At 48.0% G+C, this 26786-nt stretch carries 19 protein-coding genes; 7 read left to right on the top strand and 12 right to left on the bottom strand.

Annotation, left to right across the window (positions count from 1 at the left end; translation table 11 throughout):
• Positions 1 to 6 precede the first annotated feature (6 nt).
• From GJR95_RS28865 to GJR95_RS28850, 4 genes are all read right to left on the bottom strand, one after another.
• Positions 7 to 2361: a hypothetical protein gene (locus tag GJR95_RS28865; protein WP_162389159.1), complete on the bottom strand. Its 2355-nt coding sequence runs from the start codon at positions 2359 to 2361 to the stop codon at positions 7 to 9.
• 30 nt (positions 2362 to 2391) lie between these two features.
• Positions 2392 to 3615 (bottom strand): DegT/DnrJ/EryC1/StrS family aminotransferase, encoded by a 1224-nt coding sequence (locus GJR95_RS28860; RefSeq protein ID WP_162391897.1) that lies wholly within the window; start codon positions 3613 to 3615, stop codon positions 2392 to 2394.
• 166 nt (positions 3616 to 3781) lie between these two features.
• Positions 3782 to 4507 carry a LytR/AlgR family response regulator transcription factor gene (locus tag GJR95_RS28855; protein ID WP_162389158.1) on the bottom strand — a complete coding sequence of 242 codons (726 nt, stop codon included), beginning with the start codon at positions 4505 to 4507 and terminating at the stop codon, positions 3782 to 3784.
• Positions 4476 to 5570, bottom strand: coding sequence for a sensor histidine kinase (locus GJR95_RS28850; protein WP_162389157.1), 1095 nt, complete (start codon positions 5568 to 5570; stop codon positions 4476 to 4478). Before GJR95_RS28850 ends, GJR95_RS28855 begins: the two co-directional genes overlap by 32 nt.
• A 287-nt stretch (positions 5571 to 5857) precedes the next feature.
• On the opposite strand from GJR95_RS28850, the gene GJR95_RS28845 reads away from it, so the two are divergent.
• The 6 genes from GJR95_RS28845 (at position 5858) to GJR95_RS28820 (ending at position 15011) form a co-directional block, all read left to right on the top strand.
• Entirely contained in the window at positions 5858 to 7117 is a 1260-nt protein-coding gene (locus GJR95_RS28845; protein ID WP_162389156.1) for a PDZ domain-containing protein, read from the top strand.
• Between the two features lie 57 nt (positions 7118 to 7174).
• Positions 7175 to 7987, top strand: coding sequence for a hypothetical protein (locus GJR95_RS28840; protein WP_162389155.1), 813 nt, complete (start codon positions 7175 to 7177; stop codon positions 7985 to 7987).
• 181 nt (positions 7988 to 8168) lie between these two features.
• On the top strand, positions 8169 to 8906 hold the full coding sequence (locus GJR95_RS28835; protein ID WP_162389154.1) for a GNAT family N-acetyltransferase: 738 nt from the start codon (positions 8169 to 8171) through the stop codon (positions 8904 to 8906).
• A gap of 112 nt (positions 8907 to 9018) precedes the next feature.
• Positions 9019 to 11337 (top strand): PSD1 and planctomycete cytochrome C domain-containing protein, encoded by a 2319-nt coding sequence (locus tag GJR95_RS28830; RefSeq protein ID WP_162389153.1) that lies wholly within the window; start codon positions 9019 to 9021, stop codon positions 11335 to 11337.
• Between the two features lie 5 nt (positions 11338 to 11342).
• Positions 11343 to 12797, top strand: coding sequence for a DUF1501 domain-containing protein (locus GJR95_RS28825; protein ID WP_162389152.1), 1455 nt, complete (start codon positions 11343 to 11345; stop codon positions 12795 to 12797).
• 21 nt (positions 12798 to 12818) lie between these two features.
• Positions 12819 to 15011: a c-type cytochrome domain-containing protein gene (locus tag GJR95_RS28820; RefSeq protein ID WP_162389151.1), complete on the top strand. Its 2193-nt coding sequence runs from the start codon at positions 12819 to 12821 to the stop codon at positions 15009 to 15011.
• Between the two features lie 58 nt (positions 15012 to 15069).
• Here the strand turns inward: GJR95_RS28820 and GJR95_RS28815 are convergent, their stop codons facing one another.
• Together GJR95_RS28815 and GJR95_RS28810 are read right to left on the bottom strand one after the other, a co-directional pair.
• Positions 15070 to 15807, bottom strand: coding sequence for an IclR family transcriptional regulator (locus GJR95_RS28815; protein WP_162389150.1), 738 nt, complete (start codon positions 15805 to 15807; stop codon positions 15070 to 15072).
• A gap of 105 nt (positions 15808 to 15912) precedes the next feature.
• On the bottom strand, positions 15913 to 16677 hold the full coding sequence (locus tag GJR95_RS28810; RefSeq protein ID WP_174260278.1) for an SDR family oxidoreductase: 765 nt from the start codon (positions 16675 to 16677) through the stop codon (positions 15913 to 15915).
• A gap of 532 nt (positions 16678 to 17209) precedes the next feature.
• Between GJR95_RS28810 and GJR95_RS28805 the strand changes: the two genes are divergently transcribed.
• Positions 17210 to 18016, top strand: a complete 807-nt coding sequence (locus GJR95_RS28805) for a sialate O-acetylesterase (protein WP_162389148.1) — start codon at positions 17210 to 17212, stop codon at positions 18014 to 18016.
• 46 nt (positions 18017 to 18062) lie between these two features.
• Here GJR95_RS28805 and GJR95_RS28800 read toward each other — a convergent pair whose 3' ends face one another.
• The 6 genes from GJR95_RS28800 to GJR95_RS28780 all read right to left on the bottom strand — a co-directional run.
• A complete protein-coding gene (locus GJR95_RS28800; RefSeq protein ID WP_162389147.1) occupies positions 18063 to 18593 on the bottom strand; it encodes a hypothetical protein in 531 nt (176 codons plus the stop codon).
• 298 nt (positions 18594 to 18891) lie between these two features.
• On the bottom strand, positions 18892 to 19260 hold the full coding sequence (locus tag GJR95_RS28795; protein ID WP_162389146.1) for a hypothetical protein: 369 nt from the start codon (positions 19258 to 19260) through the stop codon (positions 18892 to 18894).
• A gap of 405 nt (positions 19261 to 19665) precedes the next feature.
• Positions 19666 to 21597: a CocE/NonD family hydrolase gene (locus tag GJR95_RS28790; protein WP_162389145.1), complete on the bottom strand. Its 1932-nt coding sequence runs from the start codon at positions 21595 to 21597 to the stop codon at positions 19666 to 19668.
• A gap of 163 nt (positions 21598 to 21760) precedes the next feature.
• On the bottom strand, positions 21761 to 21889 hold the full coding sequence (locus tag GJR95_RS42580; RefSeq protein ID WP_262889732.1) for a hypothetical protein: 129 nt from the start codon (positions 21887 to 21889) through the stop codon (positions 21761 to 21763).
• Between the two features lie 516 nt (positions 21890 to 22405).
• A complete protein-coding gene (locus tag GJR95_RS28785; protein WP_162389144.1) occupies positions 22406 to 24589 on the bottom strand; it encodes a putative Ig domain-containing protein in 2184 nt (727 codons plus the stop codon).
• 748 nt (positions 24590 to 25337) lie between these two features.
• The coding region (locus GJR95_RS28780; protein ID WP_162389143.1) for an SdrD B-like domain-containing protein at positions 25338 to 26786 on the bottom strand (1449 nt) is incomplete at its 5' end.

Raw genomic sequence — 26786 nt, 5'->3', positions numbered from 1 at the left:
CTTTGTTTATTGTTTTAGTAACCAAATGTCAGATATACGTGAATTTTGGCGCCAGTTCAGATGTGATTCTTCCGGTTGATCGAACGTAACGCTAATGCGACCATCCTGCGTGGCCGATAAAGGAACGATCCATTCTTTCATCGTATCGGCTTCCCGATTGTATACGATAGGCTCCAGCCGTCGGCCATCTACCCGCAAAAGTGCTTCACCAAAACCAACAATCCGAATGACATACCGGGCACCCGGATCAAGGTTTTCATAGTCGAGTGCCGGACTGCGTTGAAACGTTTGCGACGATAACCGGGAGCGGCTAAAACCGTCTTTCCACCAGGCAATATCAGTGGCATCATCGGAGAAGGTTTTCACACGTGGGCCTTTGCTAACGCTTGAGACATCATCGTAGAAACTTCCCTTACCGGGGTTTTCCCAGGTGCTGATCTCGTTCAGACGGGCCAACTGCTCATCCTTTGTTTTCAGCGATTTGATTTTTGCCAGCTCATCGGTCAGCCACCAGCGATTATTGAGCGGGTAATCGACAAAGTCCAGTAAACACCCGCGTTCGTAGCCCTTGGCCTTGTATTTCGGCACGCTGGTCTGCAAGCCAATGGAGGCAAATAAATCGGCGCATAAAGCTTCTATTTTGCTCCTGAGTTCGGGCGAAACAGGTTTTTTGTCGGCTTGATCGATCATGTCAATTGCCTGCGCCATGGCCGTTTCAGGACCGATTGTCGCGGCACTGGCTAATATCGTATTAGTTTTCTTTTCGAGAGCCTGCTCATAGAGTAATCGTCGTCGGGTATAGGTATCATAATAGGCACGGAGCAGAAAAATCTGCCAACGCCAATTGCTATGCAGACCGGGATTGTCGATCTCCAGCTTTTTCCAGTAGGCAAATGTGGCCTCTACGCCACCATTTTCAGCCAATGGGCCATTCCAGTTTTGTTCCAGAGCCGCAATACCATCGGCGGTAGCTTCGGCTAGATTCGGGCCGAAGAAAAAACGACCATAGTCGGCTAAAATCTCGTGAACATCCATGTCCGGGTCCCAGCCGCGCATGCTCCAGATCACTTTATTGACATCATCATGACAGCCATCTGAATACGATACAAAGCCATCGGTAAATGGGGCGGCAGCGGCCTGTACTCTCGCGTAGGAATAAGGCCGGGGGTTCGGCGCTTCGCGGCCCAGTGTCAGCGCATAAGCCTGGTCCCAACGCTCGGTCGGAAATTCGCAGCGAACATTATGGGTGATGTCGGGATATTGCCGGAGCTGATATTGTTTCGGAAGGCGAAAGCGGGTTTCGGCCAATGACGGACTGCCTGGTCCGTGCACGACACCTGCCAGCCAATCGGGCTTATACTGAGCCAGGTATCGGTAAAAATAGTCGATCTGCTCTACGCTGAAGCCTTGCAGAGAAAGCCAGATTTTAGCGTTGGGATGGTATTTTATCAGCAACGTGTGCAGGTCTTTCAGAAAAGGCATAACCTCTTTAGGATGGTTATCGCCCGGATCACCGCCTGGCACGAAGATATGGTCGAGCCGGGGACATGCCCGATAAAAAGCTTCGTGCAGGTCAAGCTCCGCCTGTCGCTTTGCTGCGTCGGTAAGGGCAAATGTAGCGGGTGTCCAGACCCAGTAATCAAGATCATATTTCTGGCATAATTCACTCATTTTGATCCGCATTTCCGGCGCGGGTATCTTGAAATGAGGACTGGCTTTTTCCTCTTCATGAAAAGGAATTCCTTCAATAGCATTGGTACCAAAAATGGCTAATTCCCGAAAATACTGGTCAAACTGAGCCACAGACCAGGCATCGTACGAATTGGCGGTTGTGCGATAGCCCAACTGATGCCCTCGAATGGGATAAGCCGGGGCCGTAGCGATATTGGCGGGCACTGCTAATTCCAGCCGTTTCTGGTCCATAGTCAGATGACGGAGCACCCAACCTGTTCCAAACAAAATGCCTCGGGCGTCGGCTCCGATAATCCAGAGGGTGGTTCCTTTTGTGTTGATGTCACTCACAACCCGGAAACCTTCAGGCTTCAATTCAGGGCGCTCTTTTTCGGTACTCGCCGGAACAACAACGCCCTGTAATTCCTTGTCGCTCGACAGTGCGAAAGCAATAGTAACGGACTTTCCAGCGGGCCAGCCTGGCGCATTTTTCAAGGTGATCCCTGTTCGCTTGGCAACCTCTTCGCTCAACAAGTGCGGAGCCGTTTCCCGCATGGGCATCGGAATCGAGGGCGACACAAGCATGACAGCCCGTTGAAAATTAATCGACTGTGCTGCCAGCGGCACAAATCCTGCCGAAATCAGGATAAGAAACGAACAAAGCCGGTTTAGGATACGATACGCATTCATGTGGTAAAGGGAAAGGAATAGTCGTGCAGCCTATTTGTTAATGGCATGCTGAACTTTACGGATGGCTTCGGCAAAGGAGTCCATGTCGCTCTTCGTACCCAGCATAGCCTGCTGAAAAATCCAGATGGCTTCGTCGGCGCAGGCATGTTCGGCAACCGGGCAGTAGACCTGCGAATAATCGACCGAGTCGGGAATGGCGTAGCACATCCAGTTTTTTTGCTGAAAAACGGGTTGTTTATAAAGCGGGTGCGGATAACCCGGTGAACAGGGGAGACCTTCAGCCGCCAGCATTGCCACAAACGCCTGCTTGGGCATCTGATTGAACTTCGCTTTGTTGTATTTGAAAATATAGAGGTGATAGGAGTGGCGAATATCAACCAGCTCCCGGCTTAGGGGTGTAATGCCCTCTATATCAGCCAGCAGATTGTCTAAATAAAGCCCATTTTCGTTTCGGATATGGGTTTGTTCGTCAAGTCGCTTGAGTTGTTCGCTGAGTAAAACGGCTTGTAGTTGGGTAATGCGGTAGTTGCAGCCCGGATTGAAATGGTCGTACCATTGGCCGCTCGGGAGCCGTCCAACATTCCGCAGGGAGTTCATGGTTTCATAAAGCGCATCGTCGTTGGTGATGACCATGCCGCCTTCGCCAGACGTCAGATTTTTAGACGACTGAAAGCTGAAACTGCCCGCATCGCCAATCGCGCCCAGTTTTTTACCTTTGTATTCGGCCCCGTGTGCATGAGCCGCATCTTCAACTACCCGTAACTTATGTCGATTGGCTATGTCCAGAATCGCGTCCATATCGCAGGGCAGTCCGGCAAAATGGACCGGAATGATGACCTTTGTCCGCTCTGTAATGGCGGCTTCTAGCGCTTTCGGATCGAGGTTATAGGTGTTGGGGTCGATGTCGACAAAGACGGGTACGCAGTTGACCTCCAGTACTACCGAAGCGGTAGCGATAAATGTATAGGGTGGCACAATGACTTCATCGCCGGGACGGACACCACAGGCAATTAACGCCAAGCGAAGAGAAACCGAACCGTTTACGCAACTTATGGCGTATTTACTGCCACAATACTCGGCAAACTGCTGCTCAAATTCTGCTACAGCCCCGGCGCAATCAGGATTACCCCATTGGCCGCTACGCACGACATCGGCTACCGCCTGCACATCCTGCCCGTCGTAGATCGGCCAGGGAAAGTTGGTTTTAACGGCCTTTTCGCCACCGTCTATGGCCAATTGTGCTATCGAGGGCATTTTATTCATTCTGTACGAAGAAAAATAATCATCTTCTCCTTAATACGGGATGAAAGCTAATTCGGGCTATCGACTATCGTAAATTTTGAGAAGTAATCGGAGTTACATGGTATTGGTTGAGCATCGTACGAGCCTGATAAAAAGGATCTTATTGGGTTCAATATAGTTAGGTAGGAAGCTTACGAAGGAGATGCCGAACCTGCAACTGTTCGAATACCTGCTGCTTATAATTTCGACCGATGGGTAACGTCTGGTCAGGAATATCAAGGTGACTTTCGGTTATCACCTTGATTTTAGCCACAGCTACAATGAACGATCGATGAATACGGATAAACTGTTCGGCTGGTAATAGCTCCTCATAGTAACCGATCGACTGGCGGGTAACGACCTGCTGGGTCGCCGTTCTTATTTTGACGTAGTCTCGTAAACTTTCAAGTGATAGGATGTCACGCAGGTCGATACGCACTAATTTACGGTCTTCCCGAACAAAGATAAATGGCTCTTCATCGGCTACTTGATTGGACGTGGGTGCGCTAGGCCGGTGAGTGAGCATCTTACCCACCGCTTTAATGAACCGATCAAACGGCACCGGTTTGATTAAATAATCCAGTACATCCAGTTCATAACCTTCCAGGGCATATTCGCGATAAGCCGAGGTAATGATTGTTTTAGGTGGATTGGAGAGCGTCCGGAGTAACTCAAAGCCGGAAAGCTGAGGCATCTGAATATCCAGAAATAACAGATCGACCGGCTTACTCTGCAAAATCGTAAAAGCCTCCACGGCTGAACTGCATCGACCTGCCAGCTCCAGAACGTCTACTTTCTGAATGTAGGCAGCCAGTATATCCAGCGCAATGGGTTCATCGTCGACTAGTAAACACTTGATTTTCATGGCCTTTGGTTGGAGTGAAATCAATGGGGGTTAACTCGATCGTTAGTGTGGTTAAAAATGAATCTACGCCGTCCAGCTGCCGAAGCCGGTGACGATCGGGGTAAATCAGTTGCAATCGTTTGGCGACATTTGGCAGACCGATGCCGGAGGAGGTTGCCTGGCCGGTCGACACCGGTTTGCTATTTTCGACTTTAAAGATCAATTCGTTCTGATTCACAGTCAGCTGAATTTGAAGCCAGGCCTCGCTGAGCTGACGACTCAGGCCGTGTTTGAACGCATTTTCGACAAACGGCAGCAACAGCAAAGGTGCAACCTGTACGCCCGCTGTATCCCCACTGACATGAAAAGCCAGGTGTAATTCCTGACCGTAGCGTATCCGTTCCAAGGCCAGGTAATTCTGTAAATAGCCGATTTCTTCCCGCAGGGGCACCCGCGTCTGGCTACCCTCGTAGAGCATATACTGCATCAACTGCGACAACCGCAGAACCACCTCGCCCGCTTTTTCGGGATTGCTGCTGGTTAGGCCATACAGATTGTTGAGAGTATTGAACAAAAAGTGCGGATTGATCTGGTCCTTCAGCGATTTTAGCTCAACGGTCTGATTGGCAATTATCAACTGCTGATTTAGCCGCTGCTGCCGAAAACCATACCGAATCATATGGAAAGCAATCAACAGGCCGCTGGTACATAGCATATAAAAGCTGGAAAGAATCAGGCGGCTAGGATCGAAGGGTGTTTCCTGTTCGAGTTTTCCCGGATCAAACGGGGCTAGAAACAGGTAATAATAACCCAGCCAGTAAAGCACCCCGCAAATAGCCAGCACTAGCAGGGTTAAGAGGCTAAAGTAAAGGTATCGAAGCCTTAACAGATAGGTTGGAATAAGCCAGTAAAGGGTAGTATACGTGAACAGAAGCTGAGCTGGCAACTCCGATAACGCAATCAGCAGATGCTCGGTGTATTGCTGCCCGAACTGATCGACCGCCAATACCTGAAGGTTAATATAGCACAGCCAGGCTACAACATGAATCGCAACTTCCCGATAGATCGGCTGAGAATGAGGCATCTTCCTGGCGTTAATAGGCAAATTTATCGAAAAATCCGACAGTCCGTTGATGTGTTCAGTCAGCTGCGTCTGCCGTGATGATCAATGCATGGTCAGTCGCGATAAAAACGGACCAATAGGCGACAAACGACGTTTGTATCCGCTAAACGTCCGTCTGTCAGCCGAACGTCGTTCTTCGTCTCAGACAGTTGATAATCTCACGTAACCACTGAAAATTTAACAGTCAATTCGCGGGTTGACAATGAAAATGGTGAAGCGATACTGCCTGTTGTTATGAAACTGTAAGGATGAGAGCGCTGGTTTTATTATTGTCTTTCTGGATTGTCGGCCCGGCTGCTTCAGCGACCGAGCCAGCAATCGGCAATGACGACACCTACGGTTTCTTCTTTACACACCACCGCACCTCGACGCGCATTCCGTTTCAATTTCAGTCGAATCTAATCATTATATCCGTTTGCGTGAACGACGCCGACAGTTTACGATTGATTGTCGACACGGGTGTCAGCCATACCATCATTACCGACCGTCGTGTATTCACAAAACGGCCGCCTACATTGGCCCGTCAGATTAAAATTGCCGGTGTTGGCGAAGGAAACTCACTAACGGCCTCGGTGGCTATCAACAATACCCTGAGTCTGGGTGATTTACGGTCAGGACACCACAACCTGGTTATTCTGGACGAAGATGTATTGAAGCTATCGGAGTACGCTGGCATGGCCGTTCACGGTCTGATTGGCTATGAACTCTTCGCTAATCTGGTGGTAACGATTGACTTTCAGCGCCGGGAGATGATTCTGATGCAACCTGAGCAGTATCACTATCACCGTCGAAAAGGCGAACGCTATCCGATTACGATTCTGGAACGAAAAGCATACACGGATGCACTGTCGATTTTTGATGGAGCCCGGTTTCAACCGCTCCGGGTGGTGCTGGATACGGGCGCGGGACAGGCGTTGTTACTCAATCGGTTTAACCGAAGCGCCCTGATACCGCTACCCGACAAAATGGTTCAGGTCCCGTTGGGATCGGGTTTCACCGGACTTATATCGGGTACCATCGGGCGTTTTCAAAAAGTATGTTTTGGCCGCTACCAACTGGCCGACATGATCGTTTCGTTTCCCGACAGTTCGAATTTTGACTTAAAATTAACTGGAATGCCTGAGCGACAGGGCAATATAGGTTGTGAACTACTGCGCCGGTTTCGTGTGACGTTCAATTATCCAGGCCAGTTCATTGTCCTGAAACCGGTCAAACGATTGATGAATGAGCGTTTTGAGCACGACATGAGTGGTCTGGAACTGCGGGCGAAGGGAGATAATCTTCATACTTATTTCGTGAATAAAATCATTCGTAATTCCCCGGCCGAACAAGCCGGATTACGGCCCGGCGACGAATTGCGAATGATCGATAACATTCCGGCAACTACGTTGAGTATCAGTGAGATTTACCGGATGCTTCAGGCTGGTGAGGGAAAATCGATTGGGTTGGTTATTCAGCGTAACCGCCAGCAATTGACCGTTCGATTTATGCTTAAACGGCTTATTTAAAAACACTACCTAATAGGCAAATAATCGCTTATTGGACACTTTTATTGACTAAACAGGATGAATAGATTAATCAGGTCGGGACGGCTACTGTATGGCACCGCTATAGTTGCCTTGGGCCTTGAACACCTCATAACGGGTAATTTCCCCACGGCCTTACTGCCCGTTCCTGCTGAAGTACCAGGTCGGTTAGTGCTGGTATATGCTACAGGAGGGGCTTTAGTCATAGCCGGATTATGTGTGGTATTCGGGAAAAAAGCCGATTGGGCCGCCTTGTTGGTAGCCGCCTTGTTTCTCCTGCTGGACCTGGTTACCCACTTGCCCAAACTGATTGCCAATCCGTATAATGGTGGGGTCTGGACAACTTTCACTGAGCTTATTGCACTAACGGGAGGGGCTTTGGTGATTGCAGGAGAATTATTGACGGATTTTTCAGTTACCCGGCGGGGGCATTTTACCAACACATATATGCGGTATGGTAGTCTGTTATATGCCCTATCGCTCATCATCTTTGGTATTCAGCATGTCCTGTATGCCAATTTTGTTGCTACGCTGATTCCAGCCTGGATTCCGTGGCATTTATTCTGGACGTATTTGATCGGGCTAGCCTTTGTTGCGACGGCGGCCAGTATCCTGTTGAAAAAGCAGATTCCGTTATCTACGACCTTGTTGGGCGTCATGTTTCTGTTGTGGGTCATTCTCCTGCATATTCCCCGAGTCATTGCCAATTTGCACCATGAAACCGAGTGGACAAGCACCTTTATTGCCCTGGCCATGAGCGGTATTGCATTTGTACTGGCGGATTTTTACAAGGTAAATGAAGCCGATAAGATTGATGCCACAACAGCTTATAAGAGCTTGTCAATTAGATAAATAGCTTCACTACAATATTGGCTTTAGTCATTACCTGACAACCTATGATAATTGATTGATGAGAACTCGCTGGGCGGAAATTGATTATCCATCAATTTCCTGCTTGGCGACATTACTGAGTTTGGGTGGGTGTGATTGACCAACGGCAGTAAAAGGCTGACCGTTGGTCATTTTACGTTCTATGGAACTACAGATTTACCAAGCTTCAGGCGATGAAATTCAGCCCTTTCGGGTCTTATTTCTTCAGGAAAATAACTTCCAGTTTGTTTGCAACAAATGCCATCAGTATGGTTGGGCCGATACTTACCTATTTACGATCAATGGCATCAGAGTAGGCTATGGATCTGTATGGGGCACAGATCGTCGCGAGGACCGGGATACTATTTTTGAGTTCTATGTTATTCCTCCGTTTAGAGGATTTGCCAATCTGCTTTTTCCCCAATTCTGTTCGGTTTCTGGAGCTACATTTATCGAAAGCCAAAGTAACGATGGGCTATTGTCGTCGATGCTCTACGAATACGCACAAACTATTAATGCCGAAGCGATCCTGTTCGATGATTATATCACCACTGATCTTATGGTTGAGGACGTCATTTTCCGTAAGCGAAATACTAACGATGGTATGGATGATGATAGCCCGTATGTACTTGAACTGAGTAATGACATAGTCGCCAGCGGAGGTCTGATGCTGAATTATAACATGCCGTTTGCGGACATTTACATGCAGGTGAATGAGCCGTTTCGGCGGCAGGGACTGGGCAGTTTTATGGTGCAGGAATTAAAAAAAGAAGCGTATCGAATGGGCCGGGTGCCTGCCGCCCGATGTTCCATAAGTAATCGCATCTCGAAAGCCACTTTAGTAAAGGCGGGCTTGCGGGTCTGTGGATTTCGGCTCAAAGGGACTATTGTAACTACGTAGCTTATAACTCAATTAGATTGTTGTAAGTGATTGATCTTGAGGTGACTAATAATCTCCGTAAGTAGAAAAGAAAGCTTTTTATCCTTGATTGAAAAAGTAGGCGAGGGATAGTATGAGAACAATGTCTTATTATCTGTTTACTGTGATTGCGGGAATTGGCTGGTGTTTCCAGTCCTGCACGTCCAGTTCGTCAAAAATGACTGAAAATGCGCAGCTACCGGACGTAGTTAGCTATAATTTTGACATCCGGCCTATTCTGTCCGATAAATGCCTGGCCTGCCACGGTCCGGATGCCAATAAGCGCCAGGCAGGCTTGCGGCTCGATGTGGCAGAAAGTGCCTATAAAGCCCTAAAAGAGCATCCGTCTGCGCATGCGTTGGTACCTGGTAAACCCGAACTGTCGCAGGTCTTTTTGCGGATTACCTCCGAAGATACAGCCACCTTAATGCCCCCCCCGGCATCGAATCTGAAACTGTCTTCACATGAAATCAAGCTCATTGAGAAATGGATCAAGCAGGGAGCCACTTATCAAAAGCACTGGGCCTTTGTTGCGCCAAAGAAACCTGTACTTCCGGTAGTTAATCAGACGGAATGGCCTAAAAATGAGATCGATCGGTTCATTCTGCACAAGCTGGAGCAGAACGGCCTGACACCAAACGCAGAAGCCGACAAAGAACGGTTGCTGAAACGGCTCAGTCTGGATTTGCTCGGCCTGCCGCCCAGCCTGCTTATGATGGATCAGTTTCTGGCCGACAAAAGCCCAAAAGCCTATGAGAAAGCGGTTGATCAGTTGTTAAGTAACCCGGCCTATGGCGAAAAAATGGCGCTGCACTGGCTGGATCTGGCCCGTTACGCCGATTCACATGGCTATCAGGACGATGGCTACCGTACGCAGTGGCCCTGGCGCGACTGGGTGATCCATGCGTTCAACCAAAATAAGCCTTACGATGAGTTCGTTACCTGGCAATTGGCCGGTGACTTACTACCGGCCTCGACTAAAGAGCAATTGCTGGCTACGGGCTTCAATCGGAATCATAAAATAACTGAAGAAGGGGGTGTTATTCAGGAAGAATACCGGATCATGTACGTCACCGATCGGAACGACATGTTTGGCAAGGGCCTGCTGGGCGTTACACTGGAATGTGCTCATTGTCACGATCATAAGTACGATCCGTTCTCCCAGAAGGAATACTACCAGATGTTCGCTTTTTTTAATAACATCAAGGAAGTCGGTATGGAATCGGTTATTGGCGGCCCCGATACATATGCCAAGAAACCCTTGATGGAAATCAGCGATAAGGATGTAAAAGATATTCTGTCGTTTGTGAATAAGCGCGATACCAATCAACTGATCGTATCCGTCATGGGCGACCAGGATACCCTTCGAAAAACCTTCGTGCTCAAACGGGGTGTATATGATGCGCCTGGCGAAGAAGTACAGCCCGGAACGCCCAAAGCCATCTTACCCTTTAACAGCAGCTACCCCAAAAATCGGCTGGGATTGGCCAAGTGGCTGTTCGACAGGCAGAACCCTCTGACGGCGCGGGTTTACGTAAACCTGTTATGGCAGGAGTTTTTTGGAAAAGGAATCGTTAAAACATCGGGTGATTTCGGCATGCAGGGCGAGCTACCTTCGCACCCCGAGCTGCTGGACTGGCTGGCGGTCGATTTTATGGATCACGGATGGGATATTAAACGGCTGGTGAAGCAGATGGTTATGTCGGCTACTTACCGCCAGTCGGCTGTAGTTACGCCCGAAAAACTACAGACCGACCCCGACAACCGCTTATTAGCTCGTGGGCCGCGCTACCGGATTCCGGCCGAATTTATCCGGGATCTGGTGCTATCCAGCAGTGGGTTGCTGAACGGAACGATTGGTGGCCCCAGCGTCAAACCCTATCAGCCACCGGGTTTGTGGGAGGGGTCTACATCGGGTAGGGGTCTGCTATCGATGTATACACAGGATCATGGCTCGAAGCTCTATCGTCGGGGCATGTATACCCTGATCAAGCGAACCAGCCCCCCGCCATCGATGGCTATTTTCGATGCCAGTAATCGGGATCTGTGCGAAGTGAAACGACTCAAGACCAATACACCGCTTCAGGCTTTAGTGATGCTTAACGATCCGGCCGTATTGGAGGCTTCGCGCGTATTGGCGGCCCGGTTATTGGCAGAAAAAGGGGCAATAAATGACAAAATCAACAAAGCGTTTCGGCTGATCGTAAGCCGGAAACCAACCGAAAAGGAAGTCACGATTTTAGCTTCATACTACGAAAAAGAGCGACAAAAGATCGACCGAAAAAAGGCAGAAAAGGTAATAGCCGTTGGCGAATACCCCATCCCGGCAAGCATTGATAAGAGTAAACTTGCCGCGTTGATGCGGGTTGTAACGACGATTTATAACCTGGAAGAAACCATCACAAAGTCCTGACTCCAATGGAAAAAGAAATTTTGGAACACGGCCTGAATTTTAACCGGCGTCGTTTTCTATCCCGATTAAGCTTAGGATTAGGCAGTGCGGCATTGGGTTCGTTGCTGATTCCTGATCTGTTCAGCGGACGTGGCGTTGATGAAGAGGGATTGACGCCGGGCATTCCGCATTTCGCACCCAAAGCAAAACGGGTTATCTATTTATTCCAGAACGGGGCGCCGTCGCAACAGGAATTATTTGATTTCAAGCCCAAACTATGCGAAATGTTGGGCGAAGAACTACCGCCTTCGATTCGCGCCGGGCAGCGGCTAACGGGCATGACCGCCAATCAGAAGGCGTTTCCGTTGGTTGGATCTTTCGTCGATTTTAAACAATATGGCCAGTCTGGGGCCTGGATAAGCGATTTGCTGCCCTACACGGCTAAGGTGGTGGATGATCTTTGCATCGTGAAGTCGATGTATACCGAGGCTATTAACCACGACCCGGCATTAACGTTCCTGCAAACCGGCTCGCAACAGGGCAACCGACCCAGCATGGGTGCCTGGCTGAGTTATGGGCTGGGCAACGAAAACAAAAATCTGCCCAACTTCACCGTCCTGCTTTCCCGCGGCATTGGCAACGGACAGGGTGTTTATTCGAAACTCTGGTCGAATGGGTTTCTGGATTCCATTCATCAGGGTGTTCAGTTCAGCAAGGGCGAAGATCCGGTGCTTTATCTGCGCGACCCGGAAGGCATGAACCGGCAGGATCGCCGGGAAATGCTCGATAACCTGGCTCAACTGAACGACCTTTCGTATCAGGAGTTTGGCGATCCGGAAATAACGGCCAAAGTAAAGCAATACGAAATGGCATACCGGATGCAAACAGCCGTTCCCGAAGTCATGGACCTGTCGAAAGAGCCGGACGATATCATTAAGCTCTATGGTCCGGATTGCCTGGTGCCTGGTACATTTGCGGCTAACTGCTTGCTAGCCCGCAAGTTATCGGAAAATGGCGTGCGGTTTGTGCAGTTATATCATCAGGGTTGGGATCAGCACGGCAATCTTCCATTCGAAATAGCGAAACAGGCTAAAGACGTCGATCAGGCGTCGGCTGCTTTAGTCACTGACCTGAAACAGCGCGGTTTGCTGGACGAAACGCTCGTGATCTGGGGGGGAGAGTTTGGCCGGACCAGCTATACTCAGGGCAAATTGACCAAAGACAATTACGGTCGTGACCATCATCCGCGTTGCTTTACGATCTGGATGGCGGGCGGTGGTATCAAACCCGGAATTGTCTACGGCGAAACCGACGAGGTGGGGTATAACATCGTCAACAATCCAGTCCACGTTCATGATTTTCAGGCCACCGTGCTGCACCAGTTAGGTCTTAATCATGAGAAATTGATTTTCAAACATTTGGGCCGCCGATACCGGTTGACAGACGTTTCCGGGAAAGTAATTCCAGGCCTCATTGCCTAAACTTTGCACCATTACTTCTCCATGAATAAAAAGCTTACAGGCTGGGCAGAACAGATATTGTTCGCTTCGGCAATCTTTATCCTGGTTCTGTTGCTGTTTGAGGATAAAATTGTCGTGCCATTCTGGTTACAGGCTGTTGGGCGAATGCATCCGTTATTACTGCATTTTCCGATTGTTATTCTGTTATTGGCGATGGTTATGGAGGCTTTCCGGTTTAACCAGGCTACTTCAGCGAACCAGTCGGCCGGTGCGGATTTTTACCGTAATTTTCTCACAAACCTCTTGCTGGTTGGCACTTTGTCGGCTGGTGTTACGGTCATTATGGGCTTGTTTCTGGCCAAAGAAGATGGCTATACGGGCCAGCTCCTGGCAAGGCATAAGTGGTCGGGGGTAATGATCTTCTTTGCGGCCTGTCTCATTTACTGGAGCCGAAACAAAACCTGGTATAGCGCCCCAATGGCCAAGGTAAGCGCAGTAACGACAATTCTTTTTCTGTTTGTTGCCGGGCATTATGGTGCAGCCTTAACGCATGGCGATAACTTTATTTTTGCACCGATAACCAGCCGAACAAAGGCGGCACCCGTTGCGCTCGATCAGGCACTGGTCTTTACCCATGTTATTCAGCCCATCCTGGAGCAGAAGTGTGTAAGCTGTCATAATCCCGACAAACTGAAAGGAGAATTGATGCTCACGGATGCCGAATCGATTCGGAAGGGCGGAAAATCCGGGAAGTTATTCATTGCCGGAAAGCCCGATAGTAGTCTGTTACTTCAGCGTATTCATCTGCCGCCGGACGAAAAGAAACACATGCCTCCTTTGGGAAAAACCCAGCTTACACCCCAGGAAATGAACCTGTTGGCATTATGGGTGAAAGGCAATGCCAGTTTTACTAAAAAGGTTATTGACCTGCCACCCGCTGACTCGTTGCGGTTTATAGCGTCGAGTTTATTTAAACCGACAGAACAACCAGCTGAAGAATTTAATTTTGAGGCCGCTGATGAAGAAACGATCCAGAAACTGAATAACGATTACCGCCGGATTGCACCATTAGCCAGAGAATCCCCTGCGCTGGCAGTCAACCTGTATAACAAAAACAACTACACGCCCGAAAAAATAGCCGAACTGAGCGCTGTAAAACGGCAGATTATCTCCCTCAATCTTAATAAACTGCCCGTAAAAGATGCTGATTTAAAGCAGATTAGCCAGTTTGAAAACTTGCAGATACTAGACCTCAACTTTACCGACATTACAGGAGCCGGACTGAGCGAATTGGCCTCGTTAAAGCAACTGAAAAGCCTGGCATTATCCGGAACGAAGGTGACCTATGCCGATTTACGAAAGCAGATCAATGCCTTCAAAAACCTGAAAACCGTTTCTGTCTGGGAAACGGCGTTAACGCCCGTTGAAATTCAGCAACTCCAAAAAGCCAATCAGCAAATCCAGTTTATTGCCGGCTTCGACGGCGACAAGAGCGATCCCATCCGGCTGAATCCACCGCAGGTAAAAAACAGTTCTACAATTTTCGTCCAACAACTTCCCGTAAAGATAGAACATCCAATTCGGGGCGTTCAGCTACGTTACACAACCGATGGAACAGAACCAGATAGCATCAAATCGCCGGTGTTGACGAACCAGATGATTATCAATGATAACACGTCAATTAAAGTTAAGGCGTATAAAACGGGCTGGTATGGCAGCAATGTGGCCACGTTTGATTATTACAAAAGTGCTTACCGTCCCGACAGCGTGAATTTACTGCTGCCGCTTAATCCGGTTCATCAGGCCGATGGCGCACACACCTTTTTCGATGGAAAGCTCGGTACATTTAATGCCAATAGTCCCGCGTGGGCCAACAACTGGGCGGGTTTCAGAAAGAATGATATGGCGCTGGTATCGGAATTTACGAAACCGGTCAGTGTGTCGGCTGTTGCTTTACGGACCATGGTTGAGCCGGAAACCGGGATATTCCCACCGATGATTATTGAAATCTGGGGAGGGAACAGCCGAACTCAGATGAAGCTCATCGCAACTAAGCAGCCCGCCATGCCCGCCGAAAAAAGCGCTCCCAGCTTAACCGCCATTGGCTGTACGTTCAGGCCCCAAACTGTCTCCTATCTGAAAATCGTCGCTAAACCGCTGAGTAAACTCCCCGAATGGCATGGAAATAAAGGTAAGCCTGCCTTACTGCTTGTCGATGAGGTATTTATAAATTAAAGCGTGAGTTGAAGCTAGTCAGATGCAGCTAAATACTGCCCGAAAACTTTAGATAAATTTATGCATCCAGGCGTTCATTAATAGCCTGGGCAGCCAGCTGTAATGATTGCACAATTTCCTTCTGTCGCGTAATTGAGCAGCGGATTTCCGGTAAAAAAATACTGAGACTGGCAACCACCTGCTTCTGTTTCCGAATAGGAACGGCGAGCCCAATAATGTGCGTTGGCGACAGCGTTACGCAAAGACCTTCGGCTTGTATTTTGGATAACTCAGCCTCCAAGCCAGCCTGCGTGTCTGCTTCCGGCCAAATAATGGACGAGGGCAACCCAATATTGGCGATCAGACTATCCCGCTCTCTAGGCGACAAATAAGCCAACAAAAGCCGCCCTGTTGCTGTCTCGTACAGACTGCGCTCGGTGCGGCTGCGGACCTGCAAGTCCTGGTCGCTGTTAACCAAATGAACAATGAACCGTTTCTGGTTTCTGATAACGCCCAGAATAGAGGTCTCATTGAATCGGGCTGTCAGGCTTTCCATCACCTCTTTAGCCGCCGTTACCAGGTGCTGACTATACGATAAGTTGTTGGTCAAATTGTAGGCCATCGGGCCAAGCCGATAGCCTTTTTTTCGGCCCAAATGTTCCAGATAGCTTTTTTCAACCAGCGTCTGTAAAATATTGACGCAGGTAGCCTGATGCATGTTCAATCCCTCGGCTATTTCGGTCAGCGAGTAAGCCCGGTCTGCATCGCGGGCTATATACTCCAGAATATCTAATGCTTTGACGACAACTAAGACCATGATTTTCAGTACTAAATTATGAAGAATAAATGCTGAATGACGGGAAGGATGCCAGCTTGCTATCTTGATCTCGCGTTCATTCCTCTAATCGTTCAGCATTAGAAATCAACGGCCCATCCAGCCTCCATCTACGGTAATAATGGTACCGTGGACATAATTTGAGGCTTCTGATGCCAGAAATACAGTAGGGCCTTTAAAGTCCTCGGGTTCTCCCCAGCGCCCGGCTGGAATCCGGGCCAGGATACTTTGACTGCGATCGGCATCGTTCCGAAGAGCCTCCGTATTGTCGGTAGCGATATAACCTGGTGCAATGGCATTGACATTAACGCCTTTAGCTGCCCACTCGTTGGCAAACGCTTTCGCCAAACTACCAATCGCCCCTTTGCTGGCAGCATAGCCCGGTACCGTTATGCCACCCTGAAAAGTAAGCAGGGAGGCCGTGAAAATGATTTTCCCCGATCCTCGGGCTACCATATCGCGCCCAATTTCGCGGGTCAGAATAAACGGAGCATTCAGATTTGTATCGATCACTGAATCCCAATATTCATCGGGGTGTTCAGCGGCCGGCTTACGTAAGATGGTACCCGCATTGTTGACCAATATATCAATGACGGGAAAAGCTTGTTTTACTTCGTCCAAAAACGAATAAATAGCGGAGCGCTGGCTGAGATCGCATTGATAACCCCGAAACGAACGCCCCAATGCTGTTACATCGGCTTCAACGGCGCTACCTTCCTGCTCCAGTGAAGCCGATACACCAATTATGTTGGCACCCGCTTCTGCTAACGCAACAGCCATTGCCCGGCCAATCCCTCGTTTGCACCCCGTTACAAGGGCCGTTTTACCAGTCAAATCAAATTTCTGTAGAATAGACATAATTCATCATTGTGATAGTAAATGCAATTTTAATTTATAAGTGTCAAAATATAAAATTGATTTTTGAAGACAGTAGCCTAAATTTGGACTTTTTCAATACGAAAACTTCCCTGTTTGAACAGAAATGCATTTCAACTATGCATTTTCGAATGCATCTTGAACTAAAAATAATACTACTAAAAATAAATAAGTGGAAAAATCGGACAATTGACGAATCAGGCTATAGTTTGACAATAATGAGTTTTCTTTATTTGCAAAGAGTAAAAGATGAAGCCCAGCTTAATACAGTCTTTTGTCGTGCTCATCCGGACTCTTGAGATCGACCTGGTTCTAAACGTCTCAATCTGTTTTGGTGTCGATAGCCGATGAAGCTGGCAAACCGCGGTCCGGTATAGCAGGTAGCGACAATAGCGGTTTTGTGTTTAGTATATACAGGTGAGCGACCTTTCGTTAATTTCAATATATGATTGCCAGTGGGAGGTTTATAATCAGACTGGCCATTACTCATTAAAGCAAATGCCCGACTATGTGCAAAGTATTTCTAGTAATTGCTGCTTTTCTGGCCATGAATAGCCTGACTGTACTTGCTCAATCATCATTTCCACCGGGCATTTCGCCGACGAAATTCCATCTGTATGTACTGGCTGGGCAGTCGAACATGGCGGGCCGGGGAACCGTTGAAACCGTTGACAAAACTCCGCATCCACGCGTCTGGGTATTGAACCGGGCCAACCAGTGGGTTCCTGCCACTGACCCGTTGCACTTCGACAAACCCGATGTAATTGGTGTCGGTCCTGGCCTGGCTTTTGGTAAATTAATGGCTACTCAGGACACCACCGTGTTTATTGGTCTTATTCCGACGGCAGCCGGCGGATCAGCTATTGATGCCTGGCAACCGGGCGGTTATCACGAGCAAACCCATAGTCATCCTTACGATGAAGCTATAAAACGAGTGCAACTGGCCCAGAAGACGGGTACGCTGCATGGCATTCTCTGGCATCAGGGCGAGAGCGACAGTAAACCCGAACAGGCAGCTGTATATGAACAAAAATTAAAGCAGCTTATAAACCGTTTTCGCCAGGTTTTAAGCGCTCCGGCCGTACCTGTTGTCGTTGGAACACTGGGCGACTTTTATGTTGCTAAAAATCCAGCAGGCGCTCAGATCAACAATATCCTTCGGGCTTTACCCAGGAGTGAGCCTCATGTCGCCTGTGTCGATGCATCAGGGTTGACTGATAAAGGGGATCAAACCCACTTCGACGCGGCATCGGCCCGTGAACTGGGTCGTCGATATGCCGAAGCCATGCAGGTTTTAGAGCGAACAGGGAAATAAATTGGTGATGGATCGGGTCTTAAGAACACCAGGTCTTTACTGGTCTTTACTTTTTTTCATGATCATTCAAGAGTTTGCTGAACTCTTCCATGAAGGGGTCTGTATGGCTTAAATCACAATCGGAGGCAAGTGCCGAAATTTTTTGGCTGAATAGAGTTAGCCTGGCACCTTTCTCCATCATACAATCAGCATTATAGCCTTCTCTGTGAATGATGAGGGCCAAGATATCTGCATGCTGCCAGGATTCGCCCCACATGACCAGCGGCTTGCCTGCTTCCTTCGTGCAAAACTGAAAACTGCCTGCTGGTCTGGAAACCCCTGTTCCGTATTGTTTCAGAAGGGTCTCTTTCAATTCATCGCTATAATCGCAGGAAAGCTTAAACAGCGTATTGTCGTAGAAAAATAAAAAAAGCCTGGCTACCGAGAGGTTCGCTATTTTCGCTGTATCTGATGCGAAAATGCGAATATGGGCGCAGGGCAGGGCTATTGTCCCTTTAACATACGATTGGTCTTCCTCCTTAAAAACAAAACGATTCAGCGAATCGGGCGTTGTGATTCCTATACTATAGTTTCCCAATCCTGACACTTTTGTCTGAGCCCTACTAAGACTGGGTAACAAAAGGATGGCTACTAGCAGGCAATTTATTGGACCCATCTTTAACGAAAAGACCTCAGAACTATATATAGACCTTACAATCAGGAACGTGTTCCTTTAAGGCACAGATGACAGGGAAATGGATTGGAAAATGTCTTTTAGTCGGGCTGTTAAACTTTATAAGCTAACTACAGAAAACACCGTCTGCAACAACAACCAACTAAAGGCATCGACTTTAGCTGATGGAATGCAGAACGGTAACTAAGTATTGAAATCTGGATTAATCGACAATTTCAACGTCAAATTCTCGTCGCTCATCATCGTAAAGCGTCGCATTGCCTTCCTCATCAAGCTGCTCAGGGTTAATATGCATATCATTGAGGTAGCTGCCCGAAGGGAAGTTTATCTTACTGACTTCACCGTTTTTGACTTCAATATTCAACTTGTAACTCGCCCGGTAGCTGGTTTCGGGATTATAGTAGTTGACTGCCGCTGAATGAGTACCATCTAGAGCAACTAACTTGATCGGATTCGCTTTGCTATCCACTTTTTTAGCGGATGAAGGTCGGCTTACTTCGCTTCGATTATCTACTTTCTGGCCACAGGAAAGTAAAAGTACCAAGGGGAAAATTACTAGTAGTTTGTGCATAGCTGGCTGTGTTAATTAACTAGACAACTGATTTGTTGATAGGTAGGGTTGGTTAAACCTAAACTAATTGGATACCAGAGTGATAAACAGTAAACCACCCAAAATTAAGGCTGTTTTTCAATAAAGAAATTATTTTAACGAAGAGTAGTGGATATTTATACTGGATGGCGGTTTTTACCCGAAAATGCCATACTACAAGCGCTTTCTAAAGGTCGTCATGCGTTTATTGAGCCGTTGAGTATCTACTGGTGATTTATACTCAGCTAACCGTTTGTTTGTGAAACATGTTCACGCATCTGTCAGAATTTTAATTTTATTAGTTAAAAATAAGGAAACTGGAAAAGAGAGTGACATCGAATAGCCATACCTTTTCCAGTTGTTGGAACCGAAGATTGCAACTACATCCTAATTAGGATCTTTAAGAACGCTTACCATAACACTCGACGGCTGCTGGGGTGAAAAATAAACCCGATGAGTTGCCTTTTGAAAATCAGCTTCAGTTGCCTTGTAAATATTCACAAACGTTTGAGGATTGCGATCAACCAGCGGAAACCACGAACTTTGAACCTGTATCATCAGCTTATGACCTTTTTTAAAGGTATGAGCGGCATCCTGCATATCGAATTTAACTTCTGTCACCTCACCCGGCTTCATCGCTTCGGGCTTTGAAAAGCTGTTTCGGAACTTGGTCCGCATCACCTCACCCCGTACAAGCAGTTGAAAACCAGCCATTTTGGTCGTAGTAATAGGGCTGTTGTTGGGTGCATTGTTCGGATATACATCAATCAGCTTAACAACGAAATCGGCATCAGTACCCGTAGTAGAGACAAACAGATCAGCTACTACATTACCGGCTATAGTCACATCTTCGGTTAATGTATCTGATTCGTATACGACCACATCGGGGCGGGTTGCAGCAAAACGCTGGTCTTCATACATGAAATCGCTGCCACGAACCGGCCGGATTTCGGCTGTATAAGGAACCGGTTTTTTAGGATCACTGACGTACTCATCAAACGTGTTCTGGCCGTTTGGTGGAGCATCAAACGAAAGCTTTCCATTCGGATGGAAATAGAGTTTTTTCTCCTGGGCTGTTTTGGGCGGCCATTGATCGTACTTTTTCCATTGATTTGAACCCGTATCAAAAATATAGGCTTTCGGAAGCTGTGGATCGGGTTTGTCTTTCAGGTAGTGCCCGAAAAAAGGGAACTCAATGGTTTCCCGATAAAACACAGATGTTTTGTCGCCAAAGCGGATATTGCCCAGTGTTTCTCCCGTCGACCGCGACCAGCCTCCGTGAATCCAGGGCCCCATGACCAATGAGTTAGGTGATTTCGGATTGTTACGTTCGATGCCAGCATATACTTTAAGCGGACCATATAAATCTTCCTGATCGAACCAGCCCCCAACGGTCATTACAGCCGGTTTGATGTTCTTGAGATGGGAGACGGGGTTTCGGGCCTGCCAGAATTCATCGTAGGTGTCATGATCCATCATCTCATTCCAGATCGCATTATTGCCCTTGAAAATCCGCTCATTCGCGTTCTTAATGGGCCCCATATTCATGTAAAATTCATAGGAGTTGGGCGTGCCGTAAGCCGAAAAACCAGGGCTGTTCTTCGGGGTGGGCACAGGGCGCGGCTGTCCATAGGAGGACAGGAAAGCGAAGGTGCCCATTAAAAAGAACGCGCCATTATGGTGTCGATCGTCGCCCATAAACCAGTCGGTTACGGGGGCCTGTGGCGAAGCCGCTTTCAGGGCCGGGTGTGCGTCGATAAGGGTTGTTGTCGTGTAAAAACCCGGTGCCGATATGCCCCAGGTGCCAACCCGCCCGTTGTTGTTCGGAATGGTTTTGATTAACCAATCGATGGTGTCGTAGGTGTCAGAAATTTCGTCGACGTCTGTTTTCTTTTTCTTGTTCGGAATGTAAGGCCGTACCGATACAAAATCACCTTCAGACATATAGCGCCCGCGTACGTCCTGATAGACAATTATATAGCCATCTCGGGCAAAGAGCATGGATGGCCCCAGCGACGTTTTGTATTTATCCTCGCCATAGGGCGCTACGCTATAGGGCGTGCGGTCGAGCATGATTGGATACTTCTGGTCGGTGTTTTTAGGCACATAAATCGACGTGAAAAGCTTTACTCCGTCGCGCATAGGAACCATGCGCTCCAGCTTCGTATAGTTTTCCCGGACATAAGCCGAATCTGCTTTATTGACTCCCGCTGGGGTCTGGGCAGCCAGTTGGTGCGCCAGCAGAGACAGCAAAAGGCATAGGACGATGTTGAGTGCCTTTGGGTTGTTATTGATCTGTTGATGAGTAATGTGCTTCATGAATAGGTCATTATAAAATTATAGGGTTTTCGCTCAGGGTGCGTCCATTTTCCGGAGCAGATCGCTATTTGAATAGGTCGCCAGACCGCATACGCCAACTATAAATGATCCTTCGTAGACAGGATTCTGTGCTCTGATCAGGAAGTCTTCCATTTTCTAGACCCTACAATTCAGAAAAATCGTCCATCCGCCTGCAAATTACGATGAGTTTGCCGGGTGATTTAGGCACAACAATGGCCCGCTTGGGAATGGTAAACCATTCTTGCTCTTTATAGAAGGCATTTTTATCCATATAGATGTCAATGCCTTCAACAGTCCAGAAGTCGAGCGGATCGGGTACAATGGACCAGGTGCCCCATAAAAGTCAGGATATACCACAGGTTGTATAGGATGAAGATCTACACAGCTTGATAGAGGACAAGAAAGTCGTTATTGATACTACGGAAAAGCGTGGAACTAAAATTAAAGCAAGGCTTAACTATTCGCAATTAAATTTTGAATTTATGAAAATAATGGAATTTAATTTTTATAAAATTCAAAATTTAGAGCCTGGGGAGTTGTCGTATAAGGCCGACTTGTTGCGATAAGGCAACTAATGATTGTAGGTAATTTCATTTTTCCATTTACTGCTTTCACAACATGAGTCTAGTTAAGAAGGAAGTAGTTGATTTTGGACGGACTAAAGCTAAGAAATGTGTCGTATACTTTCGACCGTATCGTATTGCTACGAACAGAAGCAACGATCAGGAGCGAAAACACGAGATCGTTTTCGCTCCTGATCGTTGCTTCTCATTTAAAAGACTAACTATTAATCACCAATTCGTTTTCCTCGCTGGGTTTGAGTAATAACAAAGGGTACACATTGGTCGGGCGGACATCCACAGACTGTTGATCGCAGAATCATCGTAACATCGGTAGAACAGCCTAATTCATTATAAACCCGTACTGTATAGAGCTGGTCTGTTGCTGGATTCACCAGATTATTCACAATCGATCCGCCTGGTGGAATTAATTGGGCTGCGCCCGAAAGCGACGCTGCCGGGTCAAAGCTGGCCCCGGCCGAATACTGATACGTATAAATGGGATTAAAGTCGCTCAAAATGATTTGCCCATTGCTTTGTAGTACATTACCGATGCAGGTAACACCTATGACTTTGGCAGTGAATGTTGGCGCAACACAAGCCTGAATGGATGTACAGGAGGCTGGTGATGTATACGTAAAACTAGTCGGTACAGAACCTGTAACGGTGATGGTGTGGGGGCCTGTGCCTGAAGGTAATCCACTCAAACTAAAGTCGACAGAATTTTGGTTAGCACTTACGGAAACGGTAGTGGTAGAATTGCCATCGACAATAACGAGCGTACCGGCTTCTGTACCAGTCAGGCTAATCGTCCCCGATAGTGCATATTGGTTGGTCGCCGGGTTACAAGCTCCCGGATTCGCTGAAACCGATAACTGTTTACCCGGATTCGTGATCGGAGCAGGATAAATCGTCAGCAGAAAGCTGGTGCTGGTCGACAAACTACCCGGATCGGTTGCTATTACAGTAATGGTTAAGGGCGAGTTCAGGGTAGTGACCGGAGTACCCGAGATCGTCGCTGGTGATACGAAGCTCAGTTCTGGAGGCAAACCGCTGATAGCCAGGGTTAACGAGGCTGATGTTTCGGCATCGGTAAAGGTGTTGGCTGGAATCGTAAAGCTAAAATTCTGTCCTACGGTTGCCGATTGGGGCGGTATAGCATTTGCGACTACAGGTGCCGTGTTAGCCCCGGAAGTTGTACACGAGGCCGGTGCCGTATAGGTACTGGTTAGCGAAGAACAGCCGGGTAAACTTACCGTAATGGTATGAATACTTGCATCGGAGGGTAAATCGGCGAAGACGGCGGTTAGACTGCTGGTTCCCGAAGTTGTAGCTAACGTCCGGATAACTGATCCATCCGTAACCGTCAGTGTGCCCGTTGTGGGATTACTTAATGTGATAATGACGGTGGATGTATAAGTATTGGTCGCTGTCTGACAACTACCTGCCGATACAACAGCGGTCATACAGCATGTTGCTGGTTGCAGGGTTACGGTTTGATCCGTATAGCAACCCGCGGCATTGTAGACCCGGATGGTATAGGGTGTATTGGCAACGGGGCTGGGCAGGTTATTCGCAAGTATTCCAGTGGAAGGTATTGGCTGAGGGTTTCCGGAAAGAGGAAGTCCGGGATTGAAGCTCGGCCCTGCTGAATATTGATAGGTATACGCTGGATTGACATTCGTTAATACGATCTGCCCATTCGCCTGAATCGTATTTGTAGTGCAGGTTGCGGGTATTGCCTGGGCCTGAAAAGTCGGTAATGGATCTTCTTCGATGATAAAGGGACATTGAGAAAAATCAGGGCATTTCCCTGTTACATCATCAACGGAAACGCTGTAACTCCCAGGGGTCGTTATTTCTAACAGGTTCGTAGTTTGGCCCGCTAACTCGATGCCGTTCCTGAACCAGCGATAACTGCTTCTACCAGCCGGAACAGTCAATCTGAACAAAAAATCATCACCCGCACATACTTTGATCGGAACGGTTGTGCAGGTCTTTGCTGTATCGCCAGGTATAGTCGCCTGGTTATAAAAAATGCCAGCGCTGTCAGCTACGCTTCTGAAGGTTAAGGTCAAACTTTGTCCGGCGCCTACTGAAGGTATTTGCCAGGAGCTAATGGGCATTCCCGGCGTAAAATTGCTGCCGGTTGGAATACTGGCAGACCCAGGAATATAGCGCAAGCCTACACTGGCCGAATCCCTCACGACAAGATTCGTTGCCGGTACAGTGCCGCTATTGCTTAGTATGAGTGTATACGTAAGTGTATCGCCAACGCTTACTTTCGATCGGCTAACCTGCTTATTAATCGCTAACGGCCCTCCGCCAGATTGAGCCTCTGTACGATTTGTCCAGCTTGATAACAGGCTTATCAGTAGAATAATAAACCCGTATTTTTTTAGAAAAGCCATAGCTACATTAAAGGGATTGTTACCAGTCAAAAAATGAAGACTGTACACATTTGCGCTGCTATCAACGATTGGGCCTATACTGAAATGGTTTTGATCAGTACCTTATAGATAAGTTGCCTACTTTACCTATGTACAAAATCGGGCATAGCAATAACATGGAGTAAAATTCAAAATGCGTGCCAATAATTAAGTCTATAGTACTGGGATGGATTTGGAGTAATTATTCATCAGTAGTAAATAATTTGTAATTGGCTGATATTGTGGATGTTATATGGGTAGGCGATTTGGTAAATAATAATTGATCGATTGGAAATGGAAACTTTGATCAATTTCTGGGAGTAGAAAATAGTATGGTCTATTAATTGATAGTCTTGTTAATCTTATGGGTATCTGGAATTATCGGTGACGACTGTTGACGCTAAGAAACTGGATTTCAATAGCTCGATCAGGAGTAAAACAACGTGAGGTGCTTAACGTGAACTCCGTATTGACAGATGAAGTGACTGGATAAAATGGGATTTCTGGGGAAATCATCTATTGAAAAGGTGCTTAATTATAATAGGACTTTCGCTCAGAACCATGCCACGGTTATCACAAGTAGCATCAGTAACCACCATCCGCGGCTGCGGTGGCACGGTTCTGAGCGAATAGTTCTATATAAACTAGAATTGGCTTAAACCAGAAACGCCTACTGTACTCACAGTAGGCGTTTCTGGTTTAAGCCAATTCTAGTCTGCAACGGAGTTCATCACTTACTAATACGCTTTGCTTTTTTGGTTTGACTGATAACCAGTGGTGTACAAGCCTGAGGTGGGCAATCACATAGGGTTGGCCGTAGTGATACTGTCACATCGGTATAACAACCTACAGTATTGTACACTCGAATCGTAAACAACGCATCGGATACTGGATTCGGCAGATTATTTACAATCAATCCACCCACAGGAATTACCTGGAGAGCACCTGATAGCGAAGCGCCTGAGTTGAAGCTAGATCCGGCTGAATACTGGTAAGTATAGGCCGAATTGAATCCACTTAGCTTGATTTGTCCATTCGCCTGAGCCACACCATTGACACAAGTGACTGGAGTAGCCAGTGCCTGGAAAGTCGGTGATGGATCTTCTTCGACAATAAAGGGACAGCAGCTGAAATCGGTACAACTACCCACAGTATTATTGGCCCCGAGACTGTAGCTACCAGGTGTCGTCACATTGAGAATATTGGTAGTCTGACCCTGAATGAGGATACCATCTTTGAACCACTGATAACTAGCCCTACCGGTAGGTGCAGTAAGCTGGAAGGCATACGTTTCTCCTGCACATACCTTCACGGGAATAGTCGTGCAGACCGTAACCGTATCACCGGGGATAATAGCCCTGTTGCGGAGGATACCGCTGGTATCGGCTTTGGCCTGGAACGTAAGCGTTAGGCTCTGGCCAGGGTTGAGGCTGGCTACTTTCCAAAGGCTGGTCGGCGTACCCTGGGTGAAGGTTGTGCCCACAGGAACAGTGGCTGAATTGAGCACGTAGCTCAGGCCTGTGGAAGCGGAATCGCTGACCAGCACATTCGTAGCCACAACGGAGCCAATATTCGTGAGCACAACGCTGTAAGATAGTACATCCCCAACGCTAGCTTTCGACTTGTCGACTCGTTTCTCTAACCTGAGTTCTGGGTTAGTCCCAGTGAAGCCGGCATCCAGGGTTGGGTTGAACTCCCCAGCCAGCAGGGTGATGGACTGAGTCCGGCCTGTGGCCGGGTTGGCATCACTGTCCTTGGTATCGTCCCCGACATTAGCCAGGGTGGCCGTGTAACCTGCCGGAGTGGAGAAGCCCACCGAGTAGGAGAGGCTGTTACCAGGGGTCAATCCGGTGAAGGAGTAGAACCCAGTGGCGTTGGTCAGAGTGGTGGCTGAGCTGACCCCGTTGATGAACAGGGTAGCGACCACACCGGGTATCGGCGCTTCGCCGGCATCCTGACTACCATCCTTATTGGAATCATTCCAGACGAAGTCACCCAGTCCAGCCAGTCCTGATACGAAGCCGGCATCCAGGGTTGGGTTGAACTCCCCGGCCAGCAGGGTGATGGACTGAGTCCGGCCTGTGGCCGGGTTGGCATCACTGTCCTTGGTATCGTCCCCGACATTAGCCAGGGTGGCCGTGTAACCTGCCGGAGTGGAGAAGCCCACCGAGTAGGAGAG

Source organism: Spirosoma endbachense (assembly GCF_010233585.1).
GTDB lineage: Bacteria > Bacteroidota > Bacteroidia > Cytophagales > Spirosomataceae > Spirosoma > Spirosoma endbachense.
The sequence above is the reverse complement of the archived record's forward strand: the minus strand, read 5'-3'. Positions and strand labels throughout refer to the sequence as shown.